We start from the raw sequence: 23,155 nt of genomic DNA, 5'->3' as shown, positions 1-23,155 counted from the left end.
AAAGATGCAAACCTAACTCTGTAGAAAGAACCTCTACAGAGTTTTTAATTGTTGACATTCATGTCCGTAAATCACAAATACCCATATTTTTTGTTTGGATTTTATGGGGCATGAGAATAGTTTTCTCGGTATAATAATCCCATAGAAGATAAGGAGGCATGAATATGCAGATGTATTTTGGAGATGTGTCACTTTGCTATAGTTATTCATTGGTAATGGCACTGGATGCCTATGGTTATGACTTTAAAGCAGAGTTTTTAGAGGCAATTATGGTGATGGGAAATGGCGCTAGTATCGTAAAGGAAGATGAGGAGCACCCTTTAGTATTCTTTGATAATGGAATGCCAGATCTTTCCATCTCACATTCTTTAAAAATACTAGGGTTTGACTATGAGGACTTCTATCTAAAGGATGGATTGGAAGTAGATTTGGAAGAGGTTAAAGGAAAGTTGGAAACACTTCTGTCCAATGGACCTGTCGTACTGGGACCTCTTGATATGGGGCATCTGACCTACAATCCCAATCACACAATCCTTTATGGTGTGGATCACTTCGTAACCGTGTATGACATTGATGATCAGTACCTTCATTTGCACGATCCAGCTGGTTTTGCCTGTATGAAGGTTGCTTTTAAAGACATCTTAGAAGCCTGGAAGGCAGAGGCTATTGACTATAAGCGTGGAGCTTACTCCATGTGGGGAAATTTTAAAAAAGTCAAGAGTCCTAGTCAAACTGAAATCTATCAGGAAACAGCAAGGATTATGAAGAACCGATATCTGAATGGCCAAAACGGTGTTTTGGAATGTTATGCAAAAGCAGTTGCTGAAAACGGCTTAAATACGGAGCAAAAACAATTGCATCAGTATTTCAGCTTTAAACTTGCTGCTGTTCGAAATCTCTATCTCAGTAAATTCTTAAAAGACCATGATCCCGAAGGGGCAAGATTAAAAGAAGAATTAGCTACTTTATTTGGTCAAGCCCACCTTTCGTGTTTGAAAGAAGATTACCAAGAACTAGCCCACTTGCTCTATCAGATAGCAGAAGTGGATGGTCGCTTTAGAGATTTATATGTAAAGTAGTGACTATAAGCATAAAAAAATAGTTAGTAAAAGCAGTTTTTCGTAACATGAAGAACTGCTTTTTGATTATGGTTATGGTATAATGAAGTAAGAAAATAGCTTATTCTACTTAAAAATGAAGGGAGAACTCCTATACCTAGACCAAGAACAAAAGAGGAGCTAGTGCTAGCCTCTAAGGAAAATTATGAAAAACTTAATCTCCTTATTTCTCAGCTAAGTGAAGAGGAACTACAGACTCCTTTTGATTTTTCAAAAGACCAAAAGAAAAAAGAAGCTCACTGGAAAAGAGATAAAAATCTAAGAGATGTTCTGATCCATCTCTATGAATGGCATCAGTTACTTTTGACCTGGGTACATTCTAATCAAACAGGTCATGAAAGACCTTTTCTCCCTGAACCTTATAATTGGAAAACTTATGGGGAAATGAATGTCGCTTTTTGGAAGAAGCACCAGAGTACGTCCTTAGAAGAAGCGACCAAACTCCTCAATCAATCGCATAAAGAGGTTTTAGAGTTGATGGAAGGCTTCAGCAATGACGAATTGTTCACAAAAGGTGTCTATAAGTGGACGGGAGGAACAAGTCTAGGTTCCTACTTTGTGAGTGCCACTTCCAGTCACTATGACTGGGCTATGAAAAAACTCAAAGCTCATCAGAAAAATTGTAAGAGTAGCTAGTTGGAGTGCTATTGAAATTCACCAAAGGTTCTTCTAAGTTTCGAATAGCTTAGTGCTCGTAATTTTAGAGCTATTTTAGCTTTAGAATCCTTCAAAAATTAAAATTTAAGGCTGTCATAGACTTAGAATAGCCCTAAAACATTTATTTTATAGCAATTCTAAGTTTAGAATTACATTGATATTAAAGGAATTAAGCTGTTCGATGCTTCGAATGGCTTTTTTCTGATATAGGATGATAGATGGGTGAGATGATGAAAATACAAAAAGAGAAAGTTAGAAAAGAGTTGATGTCCCTTTGTTTGGGAGAGTTTACAGCCGTCTTATCCTTTTGGTTGTGTTTTTTCCTTTTGAAAAATCGGCTTGGTGATTGGAGGAGTCTAGTCACCATTCTCTATCCTTTGTCTCTACTGACATTTATTTTGCTTCAAGGTTCAATCTATTGGGCGATTTTGATTAGAAGACTGTCGAATCCCCAGTTCGGAAATGGAAATGTCCCCAAACTATATGGTGGTTTCAGAATACTAGACCTTATTTTACTTATTTCAGGCTTTCCTTTTATAGTCTGGAATACACAGAGTTTCCAAGTGGGTATTATAGCCATGCTAATACAGCTTTTTGCCCTTATCGAATGGGTAAATTATTTCCTCCTACGCCTATCTTATAGTTTGAACCCACTTGTTTTATGGAAACGAATTACTAAGGGAAAGCTTGAAAAGAGCAGAATAGCCAAGGAGTTGGGGTAGGGGCGTCTATCATTGTTTTGATTTCAAATATAGCAGAAAAGTTTTATGTAAGTATTTAGAGGAGAAAAAGGTAGATGAAAAAAATTTTAAAAATCGTACTCATAATTTTATTAGTTTTTCTAACTTTGTTTGGTCTATATCGTGTCTATCAAAAGAATTATTATAAGGGAGTGTATGAATCTTTAAGTAATGTCTTTCTAGAGATGAACTATGCAGAAACCCATAGTAGTATCTTACCTAGCCTCGCTGATTTTAGTAAAGCCGTTGACGGAGGTGAATCATATCGCGATAAGAATATTATAGTTGGTATGAGTCTTGAATCAGGCTTATCTGAGAGTGAAACTATATTAGTGTATGTAGGTATTGAAGAAACATTTCTAATTGAGTATAGACGATCGTTACCTAATGGCAGATATCTTTTTATTGACTATGATTATAGAGATAAGATGCTCAAACAAACTATTGAAATTTCGGAATCTGATCAATCATTAGCTTACGGGTTAATTGGTTATAATATAGAAGTGAAGAGTGGAAAAGAATCTGATTTAGAGCTACATTTAAAAAGTTCCTATAGTTTTAGCTCGACTAAAGGCTTACCAAATTTTCAGATAACAAATCCCAACGAAGTACTAGATTATTTAAAACCTTATGGGATTGATGAAGCTTGGATTAAAGAAAAATCCCACTTTATGCTCTATGATGTCGTTCTAGGACGCTGGTTTAAAAATGGTAGTCAACGTTACTCAGTTGATAATCTTGGGGATGTAGAGATTGTGCCACTAAGTTTTTCTGAATAGAGTAGCTGAACTACTCATAGACATAGTCGTTTTTGGAAATGAAAAAGTAGGAGTCTAATCATATGGAACTAGGTAAATTTAATTTTGAAAATAGAGGTCAGTCGCTAGCAGAATTGGGTGTTGCAAGTTATGCATATACATATCAAGATATGTTGGCATATATTGACTGGATAGAGTCGAAAAAGTTTATGATTCTTGGTGGCGATGTCTATGTAGAAGGAGATGGGGGACTTGAGTTGACTTATGATAGCTGGTATTATTCTCCTAAAAATAATGGTAGCGACTTACTCCAGTCAATTTTTGTAGCAAAAGATTATATCAACCAGTATATAGATAGTAATGGAAAACATTTTTATTTTACAGTAGTTACTTCAGCATAGATGGAATTGATAGCCAAAAAGAATTGCTCAGTGTAAATAGAAATCATAAATATAAGTAGGATAGGAAATGGATCAATCACAGTGAATTTAACTTATGGAGAGTAAATTATTGGGAAAATAGAACTAGAGATTTTATTGATTAAATGAGGTGAAAAATGATTGATGAATTGAAGAAAAAGATTGCTTCTAGCGAGGGTGTAGATTTTGCACCATTTGGAAAGGGAATTTCTGATGAATGGATTATAAAAGCTGAGAAAAGATTAAATTTTACTTTTCCTGAAACATATAAGTGGTGGCTGAAAAATTATATGGGGGGAGAGATTTATGGAGAAGAAATATTCAGTATTTATGGATTAGATTTTGATACTGTTGTAGGAGGAGATCTTGTTTATATAAACGAGCTGAATCGAAAAGAAGGGTTCAGTAATTCTGAGCAATTAGTTATTTGTGAATGTGGTGATGGCATGTTCTATTTTCAAAATCAGGACGGTCTGACCAATGAATTACCTGTTTTTAAAGATGGAGAATACTATGCAGATAATTTTATAGAATTTCTACTAAAAAGAATAGACGAGTAGTATTAATAATCTATTCAGATGCAATAGAATCATATATATAACTCTCGAGGAAGGATGGTTTTGATAGATTTATAGTATGAGCAGGATGACACAAAGCGAGATTAACTGTTCAAAATGTTCATTCTTTAAAAACAAGAAGATTAAGCCTTTCTATACTTTCATAGGACAAAAGATACATGGCTCTTAAATATCTCCTGAGTAAAAAACTATGCAACTATACAGAAATTGAAAAGCAGATTGCTAGAAGTTTGGATCTTTTATGAAAATAATATTACTATAAAAATGATAGACAAATTTGAGATATAAATATTAAGGAGAGAAGTCGTGTTACGATTTGATTTAAAAAGCAAACAAAAAGAGATCGAAGCAATAGATTATTGGGAAATGGGAATACTAGATTTAAAGATATCCTATTTTGGAGATGAGGTTTCTTTGTGCTTAGAAGATTATCATAACAAAGAAAAATACTGGGAAATTAAGTTTTTAGTATGCGCAAAAGTAGAGTATAGCAATGATGCTTTAGACATTCAGTGGAGAAAAGATCAACTCGTTAAAAACATGACTAGAGGAGAATTACATCATCATGGTCAAGAAATTTCTTTACAAATTTATGAGGAGAATCCTGATTTTGTGAAGTGTATGGTTGATATTGGTTTGTTGCAAATGACAATTGTTTGTCGTGACATTCAGATAGAACATCTTGATTTAAAGAGTGCTCATTTCTTTTGGCAGGATAATGATGTTTTATAGATAAATCATCCAAAGAATCAAAGAACGAGAAACTGGTTTGTATTACATAACTAAGCATTGAGAACAATTTATAAGGTAAAATAAGGTGAATGTATATAAACAAATAACAAAATTAGAGAAACTATATTTAATGTTCAAATTCTCTAGTTATTTTTATCTACATATTGATGGAAAAACAGTACAGAGTGAAAAAGATGCGGTACAGATATTAGCGGAAGGTTTTAATATTGATGATCTCCAAGATGGTAATTGGGATGCACTAGCTGATCGTCTTGAGCGTCCTGACTATATAATCCCAGATAACATTAATATTTTTATAAATAATGCAAAGTATCTTTTTATCAATGATGAAATTTCTAAAAATATTTTTTTAGAGATTTTATCTGACACTGTTTTGTGGTGGGATGAAGGTGTTGAGAGATACATGGTTGGTGGTAAGAGAAAAAAATTTAATGTTTATATCATTGAATAATGCCACTTCATCGAGACTTAAACAAGTACAAGTATACAGCACTTGAAGAATCTGAGATGAAGCCCTAGCAAGATACGGACTACTAGGCCAATCTTTAAATTATTTATATAGGAATGAGATTATGTTAGGTATTGAACTGAGAATAGTTATAACCGAGTTAGTTGTAATAGATAGATTGTTGAAATTATTGGATACTAGTCATCAAATAGACCATTCACACTTTTTCTATAAGAATGTAGATATGGACTATTCAGAGACTATAAATTGGAAGGAATATTTCTCCACTCCCTCAACTGGCTATCTGCATTTGAAGCGAATATTTTTGGGAGAGTATATTGAAGATGCTATCATTATCATTTCAGGAGATAAAGATATGATTGATTTCATTATTGAGTTTCAAGCTGACTCTCTGACGAATAAGGAAATAAATAATATTAAGAATTTTATACTAGAGTCTGATATTAATATTTCAGATAAAGATATCGAAGTTATTTATGAGGAATATTGAAGGTGTAGAAAGGACAAGATTAGCATCTACCTAAAAATTTCTAATGAGAGAATAGGAAATAGATATGAAGCGAGATGATTTGAAAATGAAAATAGCTAATATTAAAAAGCTATTGCTTGAGAACCATGTTTATATAGAGCAAGGATTAAGCGATGATGAAGTAAGAAAAATTGAGAAAATATATAATGTAAAATTTCCCCAGCAGTGGTTGGAATTTTATCAAAATATACTGCCTGTTTCAGAACGTTTTTATAATTGGAGAGATTTCTCAGTTGAAAACATAGCAGCTATAAAAGAAAGATTAGCAAGTCCTTATAATGGAATTTTGGAAAGTATTGATGAAATAGTTTGGGATATTTCCTGGGGACTAGAGCCTGCTAGAGTAGAAGATAAAAATAAGAAAATAAGAAAAATGCTAGAATCAGCTCCCCCTCTAATTCCTTTATATGGGCATCGTTTTCTCCCGATATTTGAAAACAAGGAAATGCCCGTTTTATCTGTTGTAGATTTAGATATTATCTATTATGGGATGGATTTGTATGATTATTTTGAGGTTGAATTCGGACATAAGCGACTTGTGTCTGACTCAAAAAAATATAAAGAAGTTCCTTTCTGGACAAGTAATTTTTATTGAGCAAGTTTGTTCGAATGGATTCTAGGTTATTTTGCTATAATATAATCATTGAACATAGACTTGAGCAATCTTAAAAAATGGATTGTTGAGGTGTGTGGTAGTATTTAATTGGTTTGGGATTAATTTGGACATGTCACTTCTATGTGATTTAATTCAAACTGTTATAGCGGTCGCTACAATGGAAAGAGGTAATACAATGAAGAGTTCTATTTCAAATCTGGTGGTAAACGGGCTTATTGGAGTGAGTAACCTTTGAAATATATCCCTAAAATTAATTATAAAACACAAATAGCCCAAAGGGTTCGAATCCCTTTCGCTCCATTTTAAGCCACACAATGTGGCTTTTTGTACGGTGAAAGTTTGGAATAAACTCTGTAATCGTTTGGGTTGTTACAAATCGTTAAATACTGAAGATATTAATCTTCATACACGATGTTTTAGATACAAGGTATAATTCTGGAATATTGCTGGATCCTGGAATTAGACTTTTGATGGATGGACTTAAGGGACTTGTTGCACCTGATACTGAAGTTGCAACAAGTCATCTCTCTGATAGTGAGCGAAAAGAAGTTTCAGTAGGAGACTATCAATTTAGTTGTGGCATTGGCTAATTGAAAAATATATAGCCGTTCATTATTTCCTATGGTATAATGGTGTTATTAAATTTTAAAACTAATCATTAAATGAATCCCCCCTTTTTGAATCTTTTGCCCCCACCTAGAAAGGAAAACCATTAAATTGCCCTACAAATTTTTACTCTTTGACCTCGACCACACCTTGCTTGATTTTGATGCTGCTGAGGATGTGGCTCTGACGCAACTTCTAAAAGAAGAAGGAGTTGCGGATATTCAAGCCTATAAAGACTATTACGTTCCTATGAACAAGGCTCTCTGGAAGGACTTGGAACAAAAGAAAATCAGTAAACAAGAACTGGTTAATACGCGCTTTTCTCGTTTATTTGCCTATTTCGGACAGGAAAAAGACGGTACGTTACTTGCCCAGCGTTACCAATTTTACTTAGCCCAACAGGGACAAACTTTTTCAGGTGCTCATGAACTCTTGGACAGCCTCATCGAACGTGATTATGACTTGTATGCTGCGACAAATGGGATTACTGCCATTCAGACAGGACGTTTGGCTCAATCAGGTCTGGCTCCCTATTTCAACCAAGTCTTTATCTCTGAACAGTTGCAAACACAAAAACCTGATGCACTATTCTATGAAAAAATCGGTCAACAGATTGCAGATTTCAGCAAAGAAAAGACGGTTATGATTGGAGATTCCCTAACCGCCGACATTCAAGGTGGCAATAATGCTGGCATTGATACTATCTGGTACAATCCCCATCATCTGGAAAATCACACACAAGCCCAGCCGACTTATGAAGTTCATTCTTACCAAGACTTGCTGGATTGTTTAGATAAACTGTAAAAAGTGGTTTAGATAGCCACTTTTTGCTATAATAGAGGCAGTAAAAACGAAGGAGTTGGCGATGCAACACTCATCTTGGCATGCTTTGATTAAGGAGCAATTACCTGAAGGTTATTTCGGTAAAATCAATCAATTTATAGAGCAGGTCTATGCTCAGGGAACTGTTTATCCGCCTAAAGAAAAGATTTTTCAGTCTCTCTTGACTACACCGCTTGAAGAGGTTAAGGTAGTGATTCTAGGGCAGGATCCCTATCATGGGCCAGGTCAGGCGCAGGGCTTGAGTTTTTCTGTACCGGATACCATTCCAGCTCCGCCATCCTTGCAAAATATTCTGAAAGAATTAGCAGATGATCTTGGCGTTAAGAAATCTCATGATTTGACATCTTGGGCTGAGCAAGGAGTCTTACTTCTCAATGCTTGCTTGACGGTTCCTGCTGGTCAAGCCAATGGTCATGCTGGGCAGATTTGGGAGCCTTTTACGGATGCTGTGATTGAGGTTGTAAATAATCTAGACAGGCCTGTAGTATTTGTACTCTGGGGAACCTATGCACGTAAGAAGAAGGCTTTAGTTACAAATCCTCATCACTTGATTATCGAATCAGCTCACCCAAGTCCTTTATCTGTTTACAGAGAATTTTGGGGTTCCAAGCCTTTTTCCAAGGCTAATGCATTCTTAAAAGAGACCGAACAAGAGCCAATCGATTGGCTTAGATAAGGAGAAAATATGCCTCAGTTAGCGACGATTTGCTACATTGATAACGGAAAAGAACTGCTCATGCTCCATCGCAATAAGAAACCCAATGATGTCCATGCTGGTAAATGGATTGGCGTAGGTGGGAAGCTAGAGCGAGGTGAGACACCTCAGGAATGCGCGGCGCGTGAAATCCTTGAAGAGACAGGTCTGAAAGCCAAGCCTGTTCTAAAAGGCGTTATCACTTTTCCAGAATTCACACCAGATTTAGACTGGTACACCTATGTTTTTAAGGTGACGGAGTTTGAGGGTGACTTGATTGACTGCAATGAGGGGACCTTAGAATGGGTTCCCTATGACGAGGTCTTGAGCAAGCCGACTTGGGAAGGTGACCACACCTTTGTTGAGTGGCTTTTAGAGGACAAACCCTTCTTCTCAGCTAAGTTTGTTTATGATGGGGATAAATTGTTGGATACCCAAGTTGATTTTTATGAATAAAGGAGTAGAGCTATGCTACTAATCAAAAATGGCCGTGTAATGGATCCCAAGTCTGGTTTGGATCAAGTCTGTGATGTTTTAGTCCAAGATGGAAAAATTGTCAAAATTGCCTCTGACATCAAGGAAGAAGGAGCAGAGGTGCTTGATGCTACAGGTCTCGTGGTTGCGCCTGGACTAGTTGATATTCATGTTCATTTCCGTGAACCTGGTCAGACTCACAAGGAAGATATACATACTGGTGCCCTAGCGGCTGCTGCAGGTGGTTTTACAACTGTTGTCATGATGGCTAATACTAGTCCAACTATTTCGGATGTAGAAACCCTGAAAGAAGTTCTCCAGTCTGCTGCCAAGGAAAAAATCAATGTCAAGACGGTTGCGACCATTACCAAGAACTTTAATGGTCAAGACTTGACTGATTTTAAGGCACTTTTAGAAGCTGGAGCCGTTGGATTTTCAGATGATGGAATTCCGCTTGAAAGCAGCAAGGTTCTCAAAGAAGCCTTGGAAACTGCTAAAAAACTTGGCACCTTTGTTTGTCTACACGAGGAAGATCCCGGCTTGAACGGCATTCTTGGCTTTAACGAAAACATCGCTAAAGACCACTTCAAGATCTGTGGTGCGACAGGGGTAGCAGAATACGCTATGATTGCGCGTGATGTCATGATTGCCTATGCAACTAAGGCCCATGTTCACATCCAGCATTTGTCTAAGGAAGAAAGTGTCAAAGTAGTGGAATTCGCTCAAGGTTTGGGAGCGCAAGTCACAGCAGAAGTGGCACCACAACATTTTTCTAAGACAGAAGCTCTTCTTTTAACTCAAGGAAGCAATGCCAAAATGAATCCTCCGCTTCGTTTGGAGTCAGACCGCCGTGCCGTTATCGAGGGCCTCAAGTCAGGTGTTATCACGGTTATCGCAACGGACCACGCGCCTCACCATGCAGATGAGAAAAATGTAGAAGATATCACCAAAGCGCCATCTGGTATGACTGGTTTGGAAACCTCTCTATCTCTCGGCTTGACTTATTTGGTGGAAGCTGGTGAGTTGAGTTTGATGGAATTGCTTGAAAAAATGACTGTCAATCCAGCCAAACTTTACAACTTTGAAGCAGGCTACTTAGCTGAAAATGGTCCGGCGGACATCACTATCTTTGATGACAAGGCTGATCGTACTGTTGGTCCAAACTTCGCTTCGAAATCAGCTAATTCTCCATTTATCGGGGAAACTTTAAAAGGGCAGGTCAAATATACTATCTGTAAGGGACAAATCGTCTACCAAAACTAGATGGGATTCTGCTCTATAAACTATAAGAATAGAGAGCGTATATGTATCGAACCCATCAATTTAAAGATAAGTTTGTCTTATTTCTTAAGATATTTTTCCCCATCCTGATTTATCAGTTTGCCAATTATTCTGCCTCTTTTGTCGATACAACCATGACGGGGCAGTACAATACCATGGACTTGGCTGGTGTTTCAACTGCAACGAGTCTCTGGAATCCTTTCTTTACCTTTTTAACAGGGATTGTTTCGGCCATGGTACCCATCATAGGCCATCATCTGGGACGAGGCAAAAAGGAAGAAGTGGCATCTGACTTTTACCAATTCATCTACTTGGCTTTCGGGTTGTCTTTGGTCTTGCTTGGCATGGTAATATTCTTTGCACCGCCTGTCTTAAACCATATCGGACTAGAAGCTCAAGTTGCGACGGTTGCAGTTTCTTATCTTTGGTACCTGTCTATCGGGATTATTCCCTTGTTGCTTTTCAGTGTTATCCGATCGCTACTTGATTCACTCGGTCTGACTAAGCTATCTATGTACCTCATGCTCTTATTGCTACCTTTAAATTGTGGATTTAACTATTTATTGATCTACGGTGCCTTTGGGTTTCCAGAGTTAGGTGGCGCAGGAGCAGGCTTAGGTACTTCCCTAGCTTACTGGTGCCTCCTTGGAATCTCTGCCATCATCCTTTTAAAGCAGGACAAGTTAAAAGAGTTTCATTTGGAAAAACCGCTTCCGCTTGACCTAGTAAAGATCAAAGAAGGGATTCGCTTGGGCTTACCAATCGGTGGTACTGTTTTTGCTGAGGTTATTATTTTTTCAGTCGTTGGTTTGATGATGGCTAAGTTTTCGTCTATGATTATTGCCAGCCACCAGTCAGCCATGAACTTCTCGACGCTCATGTATGCTTTTCCTATGAGTATTTCTTCTGCCATGGCCATCGTTGTTTCTTATGAGGTAGGAGCTAAGCGCTTTGATGATGCTAGGACCTATATCCAACTTGGACGTTGGATAGCGCTGATATTTGCAGGCTTTACATTGAGCTTTCTCTATATTTTGAGAGATGTCGTAGCCAGTTTATATGGAAATAATCCTGACTTCATTGAACTAACGTCTACCTTCCTAACTTATAGTCTTTTTTTCCAGTTAGCTGACACGGTTGCAGCTCCTTTGCAAGGAATACTGAGAGGTTACAAGGACACGGTTGTTCCCTTCTATCTAGGAGTAATTGCTTACTGGGCTGTGTCCATTCCATTAGGCTTATTCCTAGATCATGTGACAACTTTGGGAGCCTATTCTTACTGGATTGGTCTAATAGCGAGTTTGGTCACTAGTGCTATCCTATATCAAGGGCGCTTGCAAACAATTATGAAAAGATTTGAAATTTCCAATATCAAATAAACTTTGTGAAAAAATGTTTTAATTTATAGAAAATCCCGATAAACTGGGGTTTTCTTTTTGTATTTTGTGAAAGAATCTAAGCATATATTTTGACAGTGCTTTCATAATGCGATAGAATGAGGATATAAAACTTTAAACCTAGAAAGGCGAGATTATGTCAACTTTAGATAGAAATCTCTTGCTAGAGATGTTCCGTAAGATGGAAGAAATCCGTCGAATGGACTTAAAAATTGCACAATTAGTAAAAAAAGGGAAAGTTCCTGGTATGACTCACTTTTCTGTTGGAGAGGAAGCCGCTAACGTCGGAGCTATGCTAGCTCTCAATCCAGATGATCTGATTACCTCAAACCACCGTGGTCATGGACAGGCTATCGCCAAAGGAATTGACCTCAATGGTATGATGGCAGAAATCCTTGGTAAATACACTGGAACCTGTAAAGGAAAAGGTGGTTCCATGCACATTGCCGACCTTGATGCAGGTAACCTTGGTGCCAATGGTATCGTAGGTGGAGGTATGGGAATCGCTGTTGGTGCAGCCCTCAGTCAGCAAATGAAAAAGACAGGCAAGATTGTTGTCTGCTTCTTTGGTGACGGTGCAACCAACGAAGGTGTTTTCCACGAAGCTGTTAACATGGCTTCCATCTGGAATCTGCCAGTAATTTTCTACTGTATTAATAACGGTTATGGAATCTCTGCGGATATCAAGAAAATGACCAATGTAGAGCATATCCATCACCGTAGCGCGGCATATGGAATTCCTGGAATGTTTATCGAAGACGGTAACAATGTTATCGACGTTTATGAAGGATTTAAGAAAGCAGTAGACCATGTTCGTGGTGGCAATGGCCCAGTCTTGATTGAAAGTGTCACTTATCGCTGGCTTGGTCACTCATCATCTGACCCTGGTAAATACCGTACGCGCGAAGAAGTAGAATTGTGGAAACAAAAAGACCCAATTGAAAACCTCCGCAATTACCTCATTGAAAACAATATTGCAAGTGCCGAAGAATTGGAAGAAATCCAAGCGCAAGTCAAGGAAGCGGTAGAAGCTTCTGTTAAATTTGCAGAGGAAAGTCCATTCCCACCACTAGAATCCGCATTTGAAGATATTTACGCAGACTAAGGAGAAAGAGATAAAATGGAAACAAAAACAATGTCCTTCCGTGACACCATTATCCTTGCTATGTCTGAGGAAATGCGTCGCGATGAAAATGTATTCTTGATGGGAGAAGACGTCGGTGTCTTCGGAGGAGACTTCGGAACTTCTGTCGGAATGCTCGAAGAATTTGGTCCAGAACGTGTCCGTGACTGTCCTATTTCTGAAGCTGCTATCTCTGGAGCGGCAGCAGGAGCAGCCATGACGGGACTTCGTCCAATCGTCGATATGACCTTCATGGACTTCTCGGTCATTGCCATGGACAATATCGTCAACCAAGCTGCTAAAACACGTTATATGTTTGGTGGTAAGGGGCAGGTTCCAATGACTGTCCGTTGTGCAGCTGGTAACGGAGTTGGTTCTGCGGCCCAGCACTCGCAATCACTAGAGTCTTGGTTTACTCACATTCCTGGACTTAAGGTTGTAGCACCAGGTACGCCTGCGGACATGAAAGGACTGCTCAAGTCTTCTATCCGTGATAATAACCCTGTTATCATTCTTGAGTATAAGTCAGAATTTAACCAAAAAGGGGAAGTGCCAGTTGATCCAGATTACACAATCCCACTTGGAGTTGGCGAAATTAAACGCGAAGGAACGGATGTAACAGTTGTTACTTACGGTAAAATGCTTCGCCGTGTGGTTCAAGCTGCTGAAGAATTAGCTGAAGAAGGAATTTCAGTTGAAATTGTGGACCCACGTACCCTTGTTCCACTTGATAAGGATATCATCATTAACTCAGTGAAGAAGACAGGTAAGGTCGTACTGGTCAACGACGCCCACAAAACAAGTGGCTATATCGGAGAGATTTCAGCAATTATTTCAGAATCAGAAGCATTTGACTATCTAGATGCACCAATCCGCCGTTGCGCAGGAGAAGATGTACCAATGCCTTACGCGCAAAACCTAGAAAATGCAATGATTCCAACCGTTGAAAGCATCAAAGATGCCATCCGTAAAACCTATAACAAAGAATAAGGTTGCATAAGATAAGTTATGTAAAAATTTTGAGTTTTTAACTTTAGTAACTTGAGATATATTTTGTATCCAAGTTGTTTGTAAAGTTGCGACAGGAGGGAGTCGAATCGATTTTATTCGACGAACGACTTAGTAAGTTTACTAGGTTGACCGCCTGATAGCGGCAACCGTAGTAACTTGAGACACGTTCCGTGTCCAAGTTACTTGTAGAGTTGAACACGGGCTAAAAGCTCGGAAAAAAGATAAATCTTCTTGACTTCATCGAAGTCTGCGTTGATTTCCTATTTTTCGGTCGCTTTTTACGCCCTTAGTATCATAATTAGAATTGGAGAGGTCATGGCTGATGACAAGCTAAGAGCGACTCCTGCGGCTAGAAAGTTAGCGGATGATCTAGGTATCAACCTCTACGACGTTTCTGGCTCAGGTGCAAACGGTCGTGTCCACAAAGAAGACGTGGAAACTTATAAAGACACAAACGTGGTTCGCATTTCGCCACTTGCAAAACGAATTGCCCTTGAACATAACATTGCTTGGCAGGAAATCCAAGGAACTGGTCATCGTGGTAAGATCATGAAGAAGGACGTTTTGGCCTTCCTTCCTGAAAATATCGAAAACGACACCATCAAGTCACCTGCTCAAATCGAAAAAGTGGAAGAAGTTCCAGACAATATCACTCCTTATGGTGAGATTGAGCGTATTCCAATGACACCAATGCGTAAGGTCATCGCCCAACGTATGGTTGAATCCTACCTAACTGCGCCAACCTTCACACTCAACTATGATGTCGATATGTCTGAAATGCTAGCTCTTCGTAAGAAGGTTCTTGAACCAATCATGGAAGCAACTGGTAAGAAAATTACGGTTACTGATCTTCTTTCACTGGCTGTTGTTAAGACATTGATGAAACACCCTTACATCAACGCTTCATTGACTGAAGATGGTAAGACCATTATCACTCATAACTATGTCAACCTTGCTATGGCAGTCGGTATGGATAATGGCCTAATGACACCTGTTGTTTATAATGCTGAAAAGATGAGCTTATCAGAGTTGGTTGTAGCCTTCAAGGATGTGATTGGTCGTACCTTGGATGGTAAATTGTCTCCAAGTGAACTGCAAAATTCAACCTTCACAATCAGCAACTTGGGAATGTTTGGCGTTCAGTCCTTCGGTCCTATTATTAACCAACCAAACTCAGCAATCCTCGGAGTTAGCTCAACAGTAGAGAAACCTGTAGTTGTCAATGGTGAAATTGTTATTCGTCCTATCATGAGCCTAGGATTAACTATTGACCACCGTGTTGTAGATGGTATGGCTGGTGCTAAGTTTATGAAAGACTTGAAAGCCTTAATTGAGAACCCAATCTCAATGTTGGTTTAAATAATACAGTATTTATTTTTAGAGATATAGATAAAGGAAGTAAGACATGGCCTTAGAAGTAATTATGCCAAAAGCCGGCGTGGATATGACAGAAGGACAAATCGTCCAATGGAATAAGAAAGTCGGGGAATTTGTAAAAGAAGGAGAAATCCTTTTGGAAATCATGACTGACAAAGTCAGCATGGAATTGGAAGCCGAAGAAGACGGATACTTGATTGCCATCCTCAAAGGAGATGGTGAAACTGTCCCTGTAACGGAAGTTATCGGTTATCTTGGCGAAGAAGGTGAAAATATCCCAACCGCTGGAGCGGCAGCGCCAGAATCAAAACCTGCACCTGCAGCTAGTGCCTCAAACGACGATGGTAAGAGCGATGATGCCTTTGATATCGTTGTAATTGGTGGAGGTCCTGCTGGTTATGTTGCAGCGATTAAAGCTGCCCAACTCGGTGGGAAGGTAGCCCTTGTTGAGAAATCTGAACTCGGTGGAACATGCTTGAACCGTGGATGTATCCCAACTAAGACATACCTTCACAACGCTGAAATCATCGAAAACATCGGTCATGCAGCAAATCGTGGTATTGTGATTGAAAATCCAAACTTCACTGTAGATATGGATAAACTCCTTGAAACCAAGTCTAAGGTTGTTAATACTTTGGTTGGCGGAGTGGCAGGTCTTCTTCGTAGCTACGGAGTTACTGTTCATAAAGGAATTGGTACCATCACTAAAGACAAGAATGTCTTGGTAAATGGTTCGGAATTGCTTGAAACCAAGAAAATCATCCTTGCTGGTGGTTCAAAAGTCAGCAAGATAAACGTTCCTGGTATGGAATCATCACTCGTGATGACTAGTGATGACATTCTTGAAATGAATGAAGTGCCAGAAAGCCTCGTGATCATCGGTGGTGGGGTTGTTGGTATCGAACTCGGTCAAGCCTTCATGACCTTTGGTTCAAAAGTTACAGTTGTTGAAATGATGGATCGTATCGTTCCAGCCATGGATGCTGAAGTGTCTAAGAACCTTCGTTTGATTCTTGAGCGCAAAGGTATGACCATCTTAACTGGTACAAAACTGCAAGAAATCATCGAGGAAGATGGTCAACTTCGTATCAAGGTTGAAGGAAAAGACGATATCATCGCAAACAAAGCTCTTCTTTCAATCGGTCGTGTTCCAGATCTTGAAGGTATTGGCGATGTTGAGTTCGAGTTAGACCGTGGTCGTATCAAGGTTAATGAATACATGGAAACTTCTGTTCCAGGTATCTATGCACCAGGTGATATCAATGGTACCAAGATGTTAGCCCACGCAGCCTTCCGTATGGGTGAAGTAGCAGCTGAAAATGCGCTTAAAGGAAATCACGTTGTAGCGAAACTTAACTTGACTCCTGCAGCCATTTACACTCTTCCTGAAGTAGCAGCAGTAGGTTTAACAGAAGAGCAAGCTCGTGAGAAATACGATGTCGCTATCGGTAAATTCAACTTTGCGGCTAACGGACGTGCCATTGCTTCTGATGCAGCTCAAGGTTTCGTTAAAGTCATTGCGGATAAGAAATACGGAGAAATCCTTGGCGTCCATATCATCGGTCCTGCAGCTGCAGAATTGATTAACGAAGCGTCAAGTATTATCGAAATGGAAATCACTGTTGAAGAAATGCTTAAGACCATCCACGGACACCCAACATACTCTGAAGTGATGTACGAAGCATTTGCGGATGTACTAGGAATGGCCATCCATTCACCGAAGAAAAAATAAATCGAAGATAGAATAGACTGGAAAGATATTTTCCAGTCTATATCGTATAAAGGGATATCATGAAATATATTATCAATCATTCAAACGACACTGCCTTTAATATCGCCTTGGAAGAATATGCCTTTAAACACCTTTTGGATGAGGATCAAATCTTCCTTCTTTGGATTAACAAACCATCTATCATTGTTGGACGTCACCAGAATACTATCGAAGAAATCAACCGTGATTATGTTCGCGAAAATGGTATTGAGGTAGTCCGCCGTATCAGTGGTGGTGGTGCTGTTTATCACGATCTAAACAACCTCAACTACACCATCATTTCAAAAGAAGATGAAAACAAGGCATTTGACTTCAAGAGCTTCTCAACTCCAGTTATCAATACCTTGGCTCAACTAGGCGTTAAAGCTGAGTTCACTGGCCGTAATGACCTTGAGATTGATGGCAAAAAATTCTGTGGAAATGCCCAGGCCTATATCAATGGGCGTATCATGCACCACGGTTGCTTGCTCTTTGACGTTGATTTGTCAGTCCTTGCTAACGCCCTCAAGGTTTCAAAAGATAAATTTGAATCAAAAGGTGTGAAATCTGTCCGTGCCCGTGTAACCAATATTGTCAGTGAATTACCAGAAAAAATCACAGTTGAAGAATTCCGTGATTTGCTATTGGAATACATGAAAAAAGAGTACCCAGAGATGACTGAATACGTCTTTTCAGAAGAAGAATTGGCCGAAATCAATCGTATCAAGGATACCAAGTTTGGTACTTGGGACTGGAACTACGGTAAATCACCTGAATTTAACATTCGTCGTGGAACAAAATTCACTAGTGGTAAGGTTGAAGTTTTTGCCAACATCATTGAATCAAAAATCCAAGATATCAAGATTTATGGTGACTTCTTTGGTATTGAAGACGTTGCTGCAGTAGAAGATGTCCTTCGTGGAGTGAAATACGAACGCGAAGATGTCCTTAAAGCTCTAGAGACCATCGATATTACACGCTATTTTGCTGGTATCAGCCGTGAAGAAATTGCTGAAGCAGTAGTGGGGTAAGGAAAAAGAATCCATTTATGATGGATTCTTTTATTAGGGTTAAACTTAATAATCAAGCTGATTAGAGTATAATAGAGAGGAAAAATGAAAAGGAGTTATTCATTAATGTTAGAAATTCCAGTAGAAAGTCTTAATCTATTTGAACAGTTAGACCGCAATGTTGTTGCTTTTTATAGAAATGAAGAAATTTCTCAAACAGAAAGTTTAAATATAAGTATCACACAAGAACATTATGATAAGAAAAATAAAGAGCTGCAGCCTTTAGGATACCAAGCTGTTCAAATACCTTTAGGAATGGCCTTAGATAATATAATCCAGCAAGCCCATTTCCAAAATCTTATAATTGGCGGTCTTCTGCCCGATGAAATCAAAGTAAACAAAGAAGACTTAATGCCTTTGAAAGATATTGTTGATAGTTTTTGTATTATGTATGCTGCAGCAAATAACCGACTGGAAAATAGTAAGGCTTATGAATTTATGAAAAATAAGACAGTGTTCTTTATTGGTAAACTGTTAACTGACGATCTTAAAAATGGTGACGAAATTTCGTATATGGGAATCGAAAGAGAATCATCTGATGGAACTTCTTATGAAGCAGTAGAATGTTTTCTAACTAAAGAGAGTGCTGAGCAGTACAATGATTCAAAAAAACCTGTAAGCCCAGCAAATCTAGCCTATCTACAAGCCTTTTGGGGTAAACCAGTAATTATAGAGCCACACCGTAACTACTGGATTGAGTTTAAATAACTAAAAAACGAAAGATAAAAGGAATTGATCTTTCGTTTTTTAGCGATAGTTACTTTACATAATTTATAATATGTAACACTTATAAACTATCTAAAGCATTCTTTTGTTCATCATTGACGATATGGGTATAGAGGTCAGTGACTTGCGTGCTGGCATGTCCTAATTGGTGGCTGACCAAAACTTGCGATTTAGTTGCATCATAGAGCCTAGTTGCCAGGGTATGGCGTAGTTTGTGGGGGGTTACACGCACTTTGAAGTCCTCAGAGTACTTAGCAACCATTTTTTCAACACTGGAAGCATCGATACGATTGGGAACACCACGATATAAGGTCAGAAAGAGTGCTGTATCTGTCTTTTCCGTCTTATAGCGTTGATTTCGAATGGCTAGATAATTCTCTAGATAAGGCTTAGCAAAGGCAGCGACATTAACCGAGTCACGTTTGCCCCCTTTACGTGTGACATCAATGACCATCATTTTGAGATTGAGATCTCTTAGATCGAGATTAACTGCTTCAGACAAGCGAACACCAGACGCCAAGAGAAGAGCAATAATGGCTAAATCACGTTCCTTATTTTTATTAAATGACGAAAGAGCCCGATTCGAAAGCTGTTGTGGGTATTCTTGGTCGATATAAGTCAGAAAACCTTCTGTTTCATCGCCTAGAAAGAGTTTTTGCTTGATGTTTTCAGCTCTGGCAGCAAGGGTTTCTTTCTTTTTCTTAGTTGAAACTTTCTTCATTACATTACGATAGAAATAAGGCTCCCCTTGGTCGTTTTCAACTTCCTCAGTTAGATACTTATAAAGACTAGAAAGTGCCGATAAGGTTCGATTGATTGTTGTCTGAGAGACACCTTGTTTGGTTGTATTGGCATTCAGCAATGGGCGTTCACGTAGATATAGGATAAAGGATTCCATGTCTTTTTTTGTCATATGTTCTAAGACAGATAAGGGGATATCGGCCATTGTATCAACGTTTGAAATGCCAGACTCCAAAACCCAGCTGAAAAATCGATCGTATTCCTTGAGATATTCGTACAAGGTTGTAAAACTATAGGGAACAGCAAGCTTAGATTGGTAGTATTCCAGAACATACCAGGGCATGATTTGTTTTAGTTTGTCGATTCGTTCTAGTAAAATCTCACGTTTCATATGTTTTTCTCCATAAATATATCTACTAGTAGTATAGCATAGACTTACATATTTTTCAAGAAAATTATAGTTTTTCGGAAAGACGTTATAAGTGTTTGATGGATTCTAGAAAAAACAAAGACCTGGTTCCACAATCATAAGAAACAGGTCTTTTGTGTGTATGTAATCCGGCAATATGTTTATATTTCAATTTCTCTAAAATATTGCAATTGCCATTTTTGTGTTGCTCGAGCTGTTGTATTTAAATTTGTGCACCAAGGAGGATAAAATCTCATAGACATTTTTCCTTTGCAATTTGTTGTTGAGAGAATTTTTTTATGAATAGCCACCTCTTTTGGAATAATAAATAGTCCCACCTTATCTTTATCGATGACAACGATAATCAGCTCAGTCCCAAGATCTTCATTAGTATAAGGAACGTTCTTGTTATCTTGGTTTTTTTCCAGAAAACGGTAAAATATCCTTCTTTTTTTGGTGTTTTTTTTGCCAAGCGACATCTTTTATATTCTTGCTCTTCCTTTATCTTGATAAGAATACCTTCGTATTTTTCATTGTATTTTTCTTCAATGAAATCAAAATCGCCATAAAAATTATATAGAACATCGAGTATTTTCATTATGATGTTTGTCCTCCATAGCAAATAACTTTTCCAAAGAATAATACTGTTTCCAACAAAATTAGCTACCGACTATACTCATCTTTTTTATGTATTACCATATAGCAGGATATCAAAATGACGAAAATTTTAATCAGGTAGGTTTCGTATCGATCAGTATCTATGGTTAGCTGAGACAAGACGTTAATGATCGAATGTGTCATAACGCAAATCCAAAGATTCTTTGTTTTGATATAAAGAGCTGAGAGTATGAAAGAATTTGTCAGCAATCCAAATAAAAACGGTAGAGTTTGCAGAGTTGCTAGGGAACCATCCATGTAAAAGAACAATAGATGCCAAAGCGCCCAGCTAAAAAAAGTTAAGATTGTTGAGTAAAAATATGGCAGCTTCTCTTGTAAGATTGGTTGAAAGACATATCGCCATCCAATCTCTTCTATACCACCAAATACAATAAATTTGAAGAACATCAAAAATGGGAGATACCAGCTAAATTCTATTATTTTCCCACCCAACATTAGAAAAGAAAAATCAAGGATAATTAGGAAAAAAGATAATAAATAATGTTTATAACTAGTATGGATGTTAAAAAAATCTTTTACGATCTTCTTAAAATGAATATGAAAATAGTGATTTGCAACAATTATTCCCCAAAGAGCTGAAGAAATCCCACCAACAATGATTCCTAAAACAGTTAATAGATTGGAATGAACAGAAAAATGATTCAAGAAAAAGAAAAGGAGACAAACTGATACTATTTGGCTAAATGTGCCTAGCAAATATACCGCAATTGCCTTACTTCTTTTCATAGAGAATCCTTTCAAATTTAATTTACGTAAAATAAATTATGTAAAATAAATTACAACAACAAATCTTTGACTTTCCCAATTTCACTTTTTGGAATCACCAGGTGAATCATATCACCAAGATACATTCTAGTTGAGCCGTTAACTGTTTGGCTTTTGCCATTATGGACTTGGGTGGTGATGAGTACGTTATGTGGCAAGTTGAGCTCGTGAACCTGCTTTCCTGCTATTTTATCAGAAACAGGGATTTCAATTAGGGTAACTTCTCCTTCGTCTGTTGCTTCTTCTGGTAGCATTTTTTCAAGCATGGCCTCATAGACTGGAGCACCCTTGAGCAAATCCATGACGATGTAGGCAACTAAGGTCACTAAGCCAAGAGGCATGAGGTTGCGAATATCCCCGACCATCTCGGTTACGAGTATCATAGCAGTTAATGGAGCCTTGGAAATTGCTCCAAAGTAGCCACTCATTCCTAAAATGACAAATATAGGGAATTGTTCCTGACTGACAAGTCCAAGATTGACACAAATAACACCGACTAGGGCACCTAGTAAGGAACCAAGTGCCAGAATGGGAAGGAAAATTCCTCCTGGGAGCCCACTTCCATAACTAATCATGCTCCAAACAAAGCGAATCAGAAAGTAAGCTAATAAAACCTGAAAACTAAAATCTTGCTCAGTCAAGGAAAGAACGACCTGATTTCCACCACCAAGAATTTGAGGTAAAAAAATTCCGACTGGTATGATGAGGATAAAGGCTAGGATTGGATAATAAGCTCTATCCAAATGGATTTTTTGACCAAGCCATTCATAAATTTGACCAACATTGAGTACAGCTTTCTCATAGATAAAACCAGAAAGCCCGAGAAAAACTCCCATAACCAGGTAAATCCAATACTGGTCTAGGGTCATGAGAGGAATGTTGTCTGGCATATCCAGTACGGGTGTTAGGCCAAATATGAGTAGTGAGACAAAGTTTGCTACGAGACTAGCTGCTAGTGTTGAGACCCAGAAAAAGCGTGAAAAATGATGATAGACTTCTTCTACAACAAAGAGGAGACCTGCTATCGGTGCATTAAAGGCAGCGGCTAAGCCTGCAGCAGATCCACTGGCAATCAGGGAACGTTCCTCTACTGGACTAGATTTTAGCCACTTGGCAATGCCTTTACCACCAACTGCTCCAAGTTGAATACTTGGCCCTTCTCGACCTAGCATAAGGCCACTGGCAATAGCAAGAATCCCTAGAATATATTTCTTCCAGAGAACACTCCACCAGTTAAGAGTCATCAGTCCTTTCAGCTCGGCTTCGACTTGAGGAATTCCTGAACCCTTGATATCTTTTTCTGACTGAGTTAGTTTCACACTAAGCCAGCAAACTATTAAATAAAATATACCAATGATAAAAAGATTGCGCACTAGGTGCGCTTGATCTTGATAGAGTCCTTGTATCAGGTGGAAGCCCTTTTCGATTAAGAAACGAAAGGATCCGACGATTAGCCCGACGACGAGACCAACAATGATTCCTCGTCCAACTTGGGATAATATGGTGCTTGAGGCAAAGGCAAATTCTTTCTTGGAACTAAGTGTTTCTGACTGTTCCTCCATAATCATTTCCT

General features: G+C 38.3%; 24 protein-coding genes and 1 pseudogene. 21 read left to right on the top strand and 4 right to left on the bottom strand.

Annotated elements, in window-relative coordinates; genetic code table 11:
- The first annotated feature begins 164 nt into the window (after positions 1 to 164).
- From M1F97_RS03320 to M1F97_RS03220, 21 genes are all read left to right on the top strand, one after another.
- Complete coding sequence (locus M1F97_RS03320) at positions 165 to 1,079, top strand: peptidase (protein ID WP_247944182.1); 915 nt, start codon at positions 165 to 167, stop codon at positions 1,077 to 1,079.
- 132 nt (positions 1,080 to 1,211) lie between these two features.
- On the top strand, positions 1,212 to 1,754 hold the full coding sequence (locus M1F97_RS03315; RefSeq protein ID WP_247944321.1) for a ClbS/DfsB family four-helix bundle protein: 543 nt from the start codon (positions 1,212 to 1,214) through the stop codon (positions 1,752 to 1,754).
- Between the two features lie 239 nt (positions 1,755 to 1,993).
- A complete protein-coding gene (locus tag M1F97_RS03310; protein ID WP_247944181.1) occupies positions 1,994 to 2,497 on the top strand; it encodes a hypothetical protein in 504 nt (167 codons plus the stop codon).
- Between the two features lie 74 nt (positions 2,498 to 2,571).
- Positions 2,572 to 3,294 carry a TipC family immunity protein gene (locus M1F97_RS03305; RefSeq protein ID WP_247944180.1) on the top strand — a complete coding sequence of 241 codons (723 nt, stop codon included), beginning with the start codon at positions 2,572 to 2,574 and terminating at the stop codon, positions 3,292 to 3,294.
- Positions 3,295 to 3,356: 62 nt separating this feature from the next.
- On the top strand, positions 3,357 to 3,674 hold the full coding sequence (gene imm40 / locus M1F97_RS03300; RefSeq protein WP_247944179.1) for an Imm40 family immunity protein: 318 nt from the start codon (positions 3,357 to 3,359) through the stop codon (positions 3,672 to 3,674).
- 155 nt (positions 3,675 to 3,829) lie between these two features.
- On the top strand, positions 3,830 to 4,252 hold the full coding sequence (locus M1F97_RS03295; RefSeq protein WP_247944178.1) for an SMI1/KNR4 family protein: 423 nt from the start codon (positions 3,830 to 3,832) through the stop codon (positions 4,250 to 4,252).
- A gap of 324 nt (positions 4,253 to 4,576) precedes the next feature.
- On the top strand, positions 4,577 to 5,002 hold the full coding sequence (locus M1F97_RS03290; protein ID WP_247944177.1) for a hypothetical protein: 426 nt from the start codon (positions 4,577 to 4,579) through the stop codon (positions 5,000 to 5,002).
- Positions 5,003 to 5,087: 85 nt separating this feature from the next.
- On the top strand, positions 5,088 to 5,474 hold the full coding sequence (locus tag M1F97_RS03285; protein ID WP_247944176.1) for a barstar family protein: 387 nt from the start codon (positions 5,088 to 5,090) through the stop codon (positions 5,472 to 5,474).
- Positions 5,475 to 5,595: 121 nt separating this feature from the next.
- Positions 5,596 to 5,982, top strand: coding sequence for a hypothetical protein (locus M1F97_RS03280; protein ID WP_247944175.1), 387 nt, complete (start codon positions 5,596 to 5,598; stop codon positions 5,980 to 5,982).
- Between the two features lie 64 nt (positions 5,983 to 6,046).
- Positions 6,047 to 6,616, top strand: a complete 570-nt coding sequence (locus M1F97_RS03275; protein ID WP_247944174.1) for a hypothetical protein — start codon at positions 6,047 to 6,049, stop codon at positions 6,614 to 6,616.
- Between the two features lie 738 nt (positions 6,617 to 7,354).
- Positions 7,355 to 8,047: a YjjG family noncanonical pyrimidine nucleotidase gene (locus tag M1F97_RS03270; protein ID WP_247944173.1), complete on the top strand. Its 693-nt coding sequence runs from the start codon at positions 7,355 to 7,357 to the stop codon at positions 8,045 to 8,047.
- A 61-nt stretch (positions 8,048 to 8,108) separates the two neighbouring features.
- Positions 8,109 to 8,762, top strand: a complete 654-nt coding sequence (locus tag M1F97_RS03265; RefSeq protein WP_247944172.1) for a uracil-DNA glycosylase — start codon at positions 8,109 to 8,111, stop codon at positions 8,760 to 8,762.
- A 9-nt stretch (positions 8,763 to 8,771) separates the two neighbouring features.
- The gene (locus tag M1F97_RS03260) at positions 8,772 to 9,236 is read left to right on the top strand and encodes an NUDIX hydrolase (RefSeq protein WP_001135756.1); all 465 of its coding nucleotides are present in this window, start codon (positions 8,772 to 8,774) and stop codon (positions 9,234 to 9,236) included.
- Positions 9,237 to 9,248: 12 nt separating this feature from the next.
- Positions 9,249 to 10,517 (top strand): dihydroorotase, encoded by a 1,269-nt coding sequence (locus M1F97_RS03255; protein ID WP_247944171.1) that lies wholly within the window; start codon positions 9,249 to 9,251, stop codon positions 10,515 to 10,517.
- A 41-nt stretch (positions 10,518 to 10,558) separates the two neighbouring features.
- Positions 10,559 to 11,914, top strand: coding sequence for an MATE family efflux transporter (locus tag M1F97_RS03250; protein ID WP_247944170.1), 1,356 nt, complete (start codon positions 10,559 to 10,561; stop codon positions 11,912 to 11,914).
- 154 nt (positions 11,915 to 12,068) lie between these two features.
- Entirely contained in the window at positions 12,069 to 13,037 is a 969-nt protein-coding gene (locus tag M1F97_RS03245; protein WP_247944169.1) for a thiamine pyrophosphate-dependent dehydrogenase E1 component subunit alpha, read from the top strand.
- Positions 13,038 to 13,052: 15 nt separating this feature from the next.
- The gene (locus tag M1F97_RS03240) at positions 13,053 to 14,045 is read left to right on the top strand and encodes an alpha-ketoacid dehydrogenase subunit beta (RefSeq protein WP_000448714.1); all 993 of its coding nucleotides are present in this window, start codon (positions 13,053 to 13,055) and stop codon (positions 14,043 to 14,045) included.
- Between the two features lie 336 nt (positions 14,046 to 14,381).
- Complete coding sequence (locus tag M1F97_RS03235; RefSeq protein WP_247944168.1) at positions 14,382 to 15,425, top strand: dihydrolipoamide acetyltransferase; 1,044 nt, start codon at positions 14,382 to 14,384, stop codon at positions 15,423 to 15,425.
- 46 nt (positions 15,426 to 15,471) lie between these two features.
- Positions 15,472 to 17,175 (top strand): dihydrolipoyl dehydrogenase, encoded by a 1,704-nt coding sequence (lpdA, locus tag M1F97_RS03230; protein ID WP_247944167.1) that lies wholly within the window; start codon positions 15,472 to 15,474, stop codon positions 17,173 to 17,175.
- Between the two features lie 59 nt (positions 17,176 to 17,234).
- Entirely contained in the window at positions 17,235 to 18,224 is a 990-nt protein-coding gene (locus tag M1F97_RS03225) for a lipoate--protein ligase (RefSeq protein WP_247944166.1), read from the top strand.
- A 105-nt stretch (positions 18,225 to 18,329) separates the two neighbouring features.
- On the top strand, positions 18,330 to 18,971 hold the full coding sequence (locus M1F97_RS03220; RefSeq protein WP_247944165.1) for a hypothetical protein: 642 nt from the start codon (positions 18,330 to 18,332) through the stop codon (positions 18,969 to 18,971).
- Positions 18,972 to 19,050: 79 nt separating this feature from the next.
- Here the strand turns inward: M1F97_RS03220 and xerS are convergent, their stop codons facing one another.
- The 4 genes and pseudogenes from xerS to M1F97_RS03200 all read right to left on the bottom strand — a co-directional run bounded on the left by xerS (position 19,051) and on the right by M1F97_RS03200 (position 23,144).
- Positions 19,051 to 20,121 carry a tyrosine recombinase XerS gene (xerS, locus tag M1F97_RS03215; protein WP_000817873.1) on the bottom strand — a complete coding sequence of 357 codons (1,071 nt, stop codon included), beginning with the start codon at positions 20,119 to 20,121 and terminating at the stop codon, positions 19,051 to 19,053.
- Between the two features lie 179 nt (positions 20,122 to 20,300).
- Positions 20,301 to 20,644 (bottom strand): annotated as a pseudogene (locus tag M1F97_RS03210) (MepB family protein).
- Positions 20,645 to 20,802: 158 nt separating this feature from the next.
- Complete coding sequence (locus M1F97_RS03205; protein WP_125847501.1) at positions 20,803 to 21,543, bottom strand: CPBP family intramembrane glutamic endopeptidase; 741 nt, start codon at positions 21,541 to 21,543, stop codon at positions 20,803 to 20,805.
- A 50-nt stretch (positions 21,544 to 21,593) separates the two neighbouring features.
- On the bottom strand, positions 21,594 to 23,144 hold the full coding sequence (locus M1F97_RS03200; RefSeq protein ID WP_247944164.1) for a ClC family H(+)/Cl(-) exchange transporter: 1,551 nt from the start codon (positions 23,142 to 23,144) through the stop codon (positions 21,594 to 21,596).
- Positions 23,145 to 23,155: the final 11 nt, after the last annotated feature.

Source organism: Streptococcus oralis (genome assembly GCF_023110435.1).
Taxonomy (GTDB): domain Bacteria; phylum Bacillota; class Bacilli; order Lactobacillales; family Streptococcaceae; genus Streptococcus; species Streptococcus oralis_CF.
Note: the sequence above shows the minus strand (reverse complement) of the source record. Positions and strands in the feature narration are given on the sequence as shown.

What these genes read in the sequence shown, in the direction of transcription:
- M1F97_RS03320 (WP_247944182.1), top strand. Translation starts at nt 165, where the DNA reads ATGCAGATGTATTTTGGAGATGTGTCACTTTGCTATAGTTATTCATTG.
- M1F97_RS03310 (WP_247944181.1), top strand. Translation starts at nt 1,994, where the DNA reads ATGGGTGAGATGATGAAAATACAAAAAGAGAAAGTTAGAAAAGAGTTG.
- M1F97_RS03305 (WP_247944180.1), top strand. Translation starts at nt 2,572, where the DNA reads ATGAAAAAAATTTTAAAAATCGTACTCATAATTTTATTAGTTTTTCTA.
- imm40 (WP_247944179.1), top strand. Translation starts at nt 3,357, where the DNA reads ATGGAACTAGGTAAATTTAATTTTGAAAATAGAGGTCAGTCGCTAGCA.
- M1F97_RS03295 (WP_247944178.1), top strand. Translation starts at nt 3,830, where the DNA reads ATGATTGATGAATTGAAGAAAAAGATTGCTTCTAGCGAGGGTGTAGAT.
- M1F97_RS03280 (WP_247944175.1), top strand. Translation starts at nt 5,596, where the DNA reads ATGTTAGGTATTGAACTGAGAATAGTTATAACCGAGTTAGTTGTAATA.
- M1F97_RS03275 (WP_247944174.1), top strand. Translation starts at nt 6,047, where the DNA reads ATGAAGCGAGATGATTTGAAAATGAAAATAGCTAATATTAAAAAGCTA.
- M1F97_RS03265 (WP_247944172.1), top strand. Translation starts at nt 8,109, where the DNA reads ATGCAACACTCATCTTGGCATGCTTTGATTAAGGAGCAATTACCTGAA.
- M1F97_RS03260 (WP_001135756.1), top strand. Translation starts at nt 8,772, where the DNA reads ATGCCTCAGTTAGCGACGATTTGCTACATTGATAACGGAAAAGAACTG.
- M1F97_RS03255 (WP_247944171.1), top strand. Translation starts at nt 9,249, where the DNA reads ATGCTACTAATCAAAAATGGCCGTGTAATGGATCCCAAGTCTGGTTTG.
- M1F97_RS03250 (WP_247944170.1), top strand. Translation starts at nt 10,559, where the DNA reads ATGTATCGAACCCATCAATTTAAAGATAAGTTTGTCTTATTTCTTAAG.
- M1F97_RS03245 (WP_247944169.1), top strand. Translation starts at nt 12,069, where the DNA reads ATGTCAACTTTAGATAGAAATCTCTTGCTAGAGATGTTCCGTAAGATG.
- M1F97_RS03240 (WP_000448714.1), top strand. Translation starts at nt 13,053, where the DNA reads ATGGAAACAAAAACAATGTCCTTCCGTGACACCATTATCCTTGCTATG.
- M1F97_RS03235 (WP_247944168.1), top strand. Translation starts at nt 14,382, where the DNA reads ATGGCTGATGACAAGCTAAGAGCGACTCCTGCGGCTAGAAAGTTAGCG.
- lpdA (WP_247944167.1), top strand. Translation starts at nt 15,472, where the DNA reads ATGGCCTTAGAAGTAATTATGCCAAAAGCCGGCGTGGATATGACAGAA.
- M1F97_RS03225 (WP_247944166.1), top strand. Translation starts at nt 17,235, where the DNA reads ATGAAATATATTATCAATCATTCAAACGACACTGCCTTTAATATCGCC.
- M1F97_RS03220 (WP_247944165.1), top strand. Translation starts at nt 18,330, where the DNA reads ATGTTAGAAATTCCAGTAGAAAGTCTTAATCTATTTGAACAGTTAGAC.
- xerS (WP_000817873.1), bottom strand. Translation starts at nt 20,121, where the DNA reads ATGAAACGTGAGATTTTACTAGAACGAATCGACAAACTAAAACAAATC.
- M1F97_RS03205 (WP_125847501.1), bottom strand. Translation starts at nt 21,543, where the DNA reads ATGAAAAGAAGTAAGGCAATTGCGGTATATTTGCTAGGCACATTTAGC.
- M1F97_RS03200 (WP_247944164.1), bottom strand. Translation starts at nt 23,144, where the DNA reads ATGGAGGAACAGTCAGAAACACTTAGTTCCAAGAAAGAATTTGCCTTT.